General features: G+C 77.7%; 4 protein-coding genes and 1 pseudogene. All 5 read left to right on the forward strand.

Features of this window, described 5'->3' with window-relative positions:
* Positions 1 to 178 precede the first annotated feature (178 nt).
* Positions 179 to 1,390, forward strand: coding sequence for a glycerophosphoryl diester phosphodiesterase membrane domain-containing protein (locus tag ACFU5J_RS12115; protein WP_430578865.1), 1,212 nt, complete (start codon positions 179 to 181; stop codon positions 1,388 to 1,390).
* Positions 1,387 to 2,067 carry a DUF4129 domain-containing protein gene (locus tag ACFU5J_RS12120; protein WP_430578866.1) on the forward strand — a complete coding sequence of 227 codons (681 nt, stop codon included), beginning with the start codon at positions 1,387 to 1,389 and terminating at the stop codon, positions 2,065 to 2,067. The genes ACFU5J_RS12115 and ACFU5J_RS12120 overlap by 4 nt, the downstream gene beginning before the upstream one ends.
* The gene (locus tag ACFU5J_RS12125) at positions 2,064 to 3,332 is read left to right on the forward strand and encodes a DUF4350 domain-containing protein (protein ID WP_430578867.1); all 1,269 of its coding nucleotides are present in this window, start codon (positions 2,064 to 2,066) and stop codon (positions 3,330 to 3,332) included. Before ACFU5J_RS12120 ends, ACFU5J_RS12125 begins: the two co-directional genes overlap by 4 nt.
* A 161-nt stretch (positions 3,333 to 3,493) precedes the next feature.
* Positions 3,494 to 4,480 (forward strand): AAA family ATPase, encoded by a 987-nt coding sequence (locus tag ACFU5J_RS12130; RefSeq protein WP_430577387.1) that lies wholly within the window; start codon positions 3,494 to 3,496, stop codon positions 4,478 to 4,480.
* A gap of 49 nt (positions 4,481 to 4,529) precedes the next feature.
* Positions 4,530 to 4,977, forward strand: a pseudogene (locus tag ACFU5J_RS12135) (DUF58 domain-containing protein); the annotation flags it as partial.

Here is a 4,977-nt window from a genome sequence, read left to right on the forward strand (position 1 = left end):
GGTTTTTGTGGGTCCTTTGTGCGGGGGGGGGGGGGGGGGGGGGGGGGGGGGCGGGGGGGGCGGCCGCGCCGGGTTTTTGGGGGGGGGGGGCGGCGGCCGCCCGGGGCCCCCCCCCCGCCGAGAGTCCGTCGACGCCGCTCGCCGACGACCCGACCGCCCTGCAGCCCGGGAGGCCGCGATGACCACGCCCGACCAGCCCCAGCCTCCGTCCGGCTGGGGCGAGGCCTCCGAGCCCCCGCGGTACGGCCAGCGCGCGCCCGGCGGCGAGCCCCAGTACGGGCAGGGCCAGCAGTACGGGCAGGGCCAGCCGCAGTACGGGCAGGGCCGGTACGGGCAGCGTCCGGGCGGCGCGCCCGGACCCTACGGCCCGGCGGCGGCCAAGCCCGGCATCGTGCCGCTGCGGCCGCTGACGCTCGGCGAGATCTACGACGGAGCGTTCACGGCGATCCGGCACAACCCCAAGGTGATGCTCGGCGCGGCGACGCTCGTGCTGCTGGTCGCGACCGTGCTCGGCGTGCTGGTGGCGCAGCTCATCGTCCCCTCCCTGACCTCGTCGTTCTCGTCGCTCGCCGCGGCCGACCCCGAGATCGCCGACCTCGGGTTCGACGCCGTCTACGCCCAGGTCGTCGCGACGGGCCTCGGCACCGGGCTGACGATCCTCGTCGCCCAGCCGGTGGTCGAGGGCATCCTCACGGTCTCCGTGAGCCAGTCGGTCATCGGGCGCAAGCAGAGCCTCGGGCAGGTCTGGACCCGTCTGCGCGGCCGGGTGGGCCGCCTGATCGGCTGGGCGCTGCTGCGGACCCTCGCGTCCCTGGTGCTCGGCGCGGTGTGGTTCACCCTGCTCGTCGTCGTCATCGCCGCGTTCGGCGACTCGTCGGTCGGCGGCACCGTCGCGATCGTGCTGCTCCTGGTGGCGGGGCTCCTCGCGGCGGTCGTGTGGCTCGGGGTGCGCGTCGGCCTCGTGGCCCCCGCGCTGGCGCTCGAGGGCCAGGGCCTCGGCTCCACGATCGGTCGTGCGTGGCGGCTGACCCGCGGGTCGTTCTGGCGGCTGTTCGGGATCTACCTGCTCGCGGCGATCATCATCGGCATCGCGGCGAACCTCATCACCTACCCCATCACGATCATCGCGGCCGCCATCGGCGGTGCCAGCGAGAGCACCCAGGTCATGAGCGCGTCGACGGTCGTCGCCAGCGTGCTGTCGATCATCGTCAGCACGGCCATCACCACGATCTTCACGGCGTCCGTCGTCGCCCTGCTCTACATCGACGTGCGGATGCGCCGCGAGGGCCTCGACGTGCAGCTCGCCGCCGCGGCCCAGGCGCCCGACGACGGGCAGCCGGGGGCCGGGCCCGGCCCCCGCCCGGGGCCGCCCCCCGGCATGATCGCGTGACCGGCGCGTCGGCGGGGCTGCTCCCGGCCGCGCTGGCGGCCCTGCCCGCCACCGTGCCGGTGGACCCCGACCGCGAGACGGCGCACCGCTGGCTCCTCGAGGAGCTGTCCCGCTCCGAGTACTCCACCGCTCCGTCCCTCCTCGAGCGCCTGCTGCAGTGGATCGCGGACCTCTTCGACGGGCTGTCGCTCGGCGGGGGCCGGTTCCCGGTCGCGTTCGTGGTGGTCGTCGCCGTGGTCCTCGTGGCCGCGATCGCGTGGTGGGTCGCCGGGCCGGTGCGGCTCACGCGGAGCCGGCACCGCTCCGCGGTCGTGCTCGGCGACGACGCACGGACCGCCGAGGAGCTGCGGGCGGCCGCGGACGCCGCCGCCGGTCGCGGCGACTGGTCGACCGCGGTGCTCGAGCGGTTCCGCGCCCTGGTGCGGTCCCTGGAGGAGCGGGTGGTCATCGACGAGCGTCCGGGCCGTACCGCGCAGGAGGCGGCGCACGACGCCGGCTCGCGCCTGCCCGTCGTGGCCGGCGAGCTGCACGGCGCCGCCGGCCTCTTCGACGACGTCTGCTACGGCACCCTCCCCGCCCGGGCCGAGGACGACCAGCGCCTGCGCGACCTCGACGCGCGCGTGCGCGCGCTCCGGCCCGAGCCGCTCGCGACGACGAGCGGGGTGGCCGCACCATGACGCTCGGCACGGACCCCGGCACGGACCTCGGCGCCGGCCTCGGCTCCCCCGCGGCGGCGACCGTCGCGACGACCTCGCCCGTCGTCACCGGCGACGGCACCACCGCCGGCAGCCGCGCGGCCCGACGGTGGCGGCGCGCCCGCTGGACGCTGCTGGTGCTGGGTGTCGTCGTCCTCGTGGTGGCCGTGCTCGCGGTGACGCGGCCGGTCACGTCGAGCACGCCGTACGCCCCGGACAACCCCGGCCAGGACGGCGCCCGCGCCGTGGCCCAGGTGCTCGGGCGGCAGGGCGTCGACGTCGAGCACGTGACCCGCGTCGCCGACGCCGTGTCCGCGGCGGGCCCGGGCACCACGCTGCTCGTGACGCCGTCGTCCTACCTCCTGCCCGAGCAGGCGGACGCCCTCGCCGGCGTCGAGGCCGACCTGGTGCTGATCGGGGCCGACGACCTCCTGGTCGGCGCCGCGACCGACGGCGACGCCGGCCGCGTGCACCCGGCCGCCACGCCCGGCTCCCCCGTCGCCCCCGGGTGCGACCTCCCCGTCGCACGGCGCGCGGGGACCCTGCAGCTCGGCGCCGGGCTCGAGGCCAACCCCGACGCGTCGCGCGACGTGACCCTCTGCTGGACGGCCGACGACCGGGCGGCGCTCGCGCAGGTGGAGCTCCCGACCGCGGGCGGCACGCGCACCGTGACCGCCGTCGACGACGCGGCGCTCATCCGCAACGACACCGTCCTGGACGACGGGAACGCGGCCCTCGCCCTGGGCCTGCTGGGCGCGCACGAGACGCTGGTGTGGCTCGTCCCCGACCCGCTGGACACCAGCGCGGCCGGGGAGCCGTCCGACCCGGGCGGGGCCGTGCTGCCGAGCTGGGCCGGCGTCGTCGGCCTGTGGGCCCTGCTGGTCGTGGGCGTCGCCGCCGTCTGGCGCGCGCGCCGCCTCGGGCCGCTCGTCGCCGAGGAGCTGCCGGTCGTGGTGCGCGCCACCGAGACCACCCGCGGCCGCGGCCGCCTGTACCGGCGCACCCGCTCCCGCGGGCACGCCGCCGCGGGGCTCCGCGCGGCCAGCGCCGAGGTCGTCGCACGGCGCCTGGGCGTCCCCCGGTCGGCGGACCCGACGACCCTCACCGAGGCCGTCTCCCGAGCCACCGGCCGCCCCACCCGCGACGTGGCCGACCTGCTGTACGGCCCACCACCCCCCGACGACGGCGCGCTGGTCGAGCTAGCGCGCCGGCTCGACACCCTGGAGAGCGAGGTCCACCGATCGTGACGACCCCCGACGAGAACCCGCAGGCCGCCCCGGTCCCGCAGACCACGGCGCCCGCCCCCGTCGACCCGCCGGCCCCGGCCGACGCCTCGGCAGCCCCCGCGGCACCGCCCGCGCCCGCGGCTCCGGTAACGCCCACGGCTCCGGTAGCGCCCACGGCTCCGGTGGCGCCGGACGACGCGCCGGCCCCCGCGGCGCCGTCCGTCGAGCTGCGCGCCGCGCTCGCGGGCGTGCGCACCGAGGTCGGCAAGGCCGTCGTCGGCCAGGACTCCGCGGTGACGAGCCTGCTCATCGCGCTGCTCTGCTCGGGCCACGTGCTGCTCGAGGGCGTGCCCGGCGTCGCGAAGACGCTGCTGGTGCGCGCGCTCGGCGAGTCGCTGGACCTGTCCACCAAGCGCGTCCAGTTCACGCCCGACCTCATGCCGGGCGACGTCACCGGGTCGCTGGTCTACGACGCGCGCACCGCCGAGTTCTCCTTCCGCGAGGGCCCCGTCTTCACGAACCTGCTGCTCGCGGACGAGATCAACCGCACGCCCCCGAAGACGCAGGCGTCGCTGCTCGAGGCGATGGAGGAGCGCCAGGTGTCGGTGGACGGCACGCCGCGCCCCCTGCCGGACCCGTTCGTCGTCATCGCGACGCAGAACCCCGTGGAGCACGAGGGCACGTACCCGCTGCCGGAGGCACAGCTCGACCGCTTCCTGCTCAAGGTGGTGCTGCCCGTGCCGGCGCGCGAGCAGGAGATCGAGGTCCTGGCCCGGCACGCCGCCGGCTTCGACCCCCGCGACCTGCACGGTGCCGGGGTCCGGCCCGTCGCCGGCCCGCAGCAGCTCGCCGCCGCCCGCGCCGAGGTCCGGCAGGTCCAGGTGGCGCCCGAGGTGCTCGGCTACGCCGTCGACCTGTGCCGCGCCACCCGCCGCTCCCCCTCCCTGTCGCTCGGGGTGTCGCCGCGCGGCGCCACGGCGCTGCTCGCGACGTCGCGCGCCTGGGCCTGGCTCTCGGGCCGCTCGTACGTCACGCCCGACGACGTGAAGGCGCTCGCGCACCCCACGCTGCGGCACCGCGTCCAGCTCCGGCCCGAGGCCGAGCTCGAGGGGGTCACCGCCGAGAGCGTGCTGACCAGCGTGCTCGCGACCGTGCCCGTCCCCCGCTGAACGTGCGGCGAGACGGTATGGGGCCGGGCGCCGACGGGGCGGTGATCGCGTGGCGCTGACCTGGCGTGCCGTCGTCCTGGCGGCGCTCGGCGTGATCCCGGTGGCCCTGTTCCCGGTCCCGGGGACGGTCGTGGTGTGGGCGCTCGTCGTGGTGGCCGTCTGCGCCGTCGACGTCGCGCTCGCCGCGTCGCCGCGCGCCGTCGCGATCCAGCGCCGCGCGCCGCGCTCGGTGCGGCTCGGCGTGACCACGCGTTCCGAGCTGGTCCTCACCAACACGACCCGCCGCCGCCTGCGCGCGCTGGTCCGGGACGCGTGGCCTCCGTCGCTCGTCGTGGACGCCGCCGTGCGCACCGACGGCGCCGCCGCGGGCGAGCCGCTCGTGGCGCGCTCGGCCCGCCACACGGTCGACCTGCCCGCCGGCGAGTCCGCGCGGGTGCGCACCCCGCTGCGCCCGACCCGGCGGGGCGACCGGGCGGCGGGCGCGGTGACCATCCGGT

The organism is Isoptericola sp. NPDC057559 (assembly GCF_042801555.1).
Classification (GTDB): Bacteria; Actinomycetota; Actinomycetes; order Actinomycetales; family Cellulomonadaceae; genus Isoptericola.

Excerpts from the sequence above, each read along its gene's own strand:
- ACFU5J_RS12115 (WP_430578865.1), top strand. The coding sequence starts at position 179 with ATGACCACGCCCGACCAGCCCCAGCCTCCGTCCGGCTGGGGCGAGGCC.
- ACFU5J_RS12125 (WP_430578867.1), top strand. The coding sequence starts at position 2,064 with ATGACGCTCGGCACGGACCCCGGCACGGACCTCGGCGCCGGCCTCGGC.